Annotated in this window: 2 tRNA genes; both read right to left on the bottom strand. The window is 53.4% G+C overall.

Annotated features, from left to right (window positions below):
• Window positions 1-324: 324 nt before the first annotated feature.
• Window positions 325-397 (bottom strand) — tRNA-Ala (locus N2041_RS14740).
• Between the two features lie 13 nt (window positions 398-410).
• Window positions 411-484: transfer RNA gene (locus tag N2041_RS14735), tRNA-Ile, on the bottom strand.
• Window positions 485-551 lie beyond the last annotated feature (67 nt).

Raw genomic sequence — 551 nt, 5'->3', positions numbered from 1 at the left:
GCTCTTAGTAGCTTCCGCACGTGATGCGGAGAATTCAGAACTCATTGGTTCCGAAATTATCATGACTACTTCAATTTAGCCTACATACTATTCGATTTTTAAGGTGCAAACTGCGCTGTTGACCAGCGCGGAGCGACCCTCACGTCTTTCGTCAGGAGCGCTCAGCGCCCTTCAACCTATTCTCTTGTTAAGACACACTTCAGCCCGGCTCACCGCCGGGCCGTTAATCTCCCTTGCGGTTTCGCCTTTTCAACCTGTGTTACTGACTCGTTCCGTTCCTTCTGCTTCTTCCCACACACACTCCGTTTGATTTGGGTGGCTTAGTGGAGATGAGGGGATTCGAACCCCTGACCTCCGCCGTGCAAAGGCGGCGCTCTCCCAACTAAGCTACATCCCCGCGTTCGGGGCAGTGGGCCTTTCAGGAGTCGAACCTGAGACCTCGCCCTTATCAGAGGCGCGCTCTAACCAGCTGAGCTAAAGGCCCGTACCTTCACAACTGAAAAGTGACAGGAAGTTTCCCAACGTTCTTCGTCTCTTCACCGCTGAGAGAC

It is taken from the genome of Tepidiforma sp. (assembly GCF_026419595.1).
In the GTDB taxonomy this organism is placed as follows: Bacteria; Chloroflexota; Dehalococcoidia; order Tepidiformales; family Tepidiformaceae; genus Tepidiforma.
The sequence above is the reverse complement of the archived record's forward strand: the minus strand, read 5'-3'. Positions and strand labels throughout refer to the sequence as shown.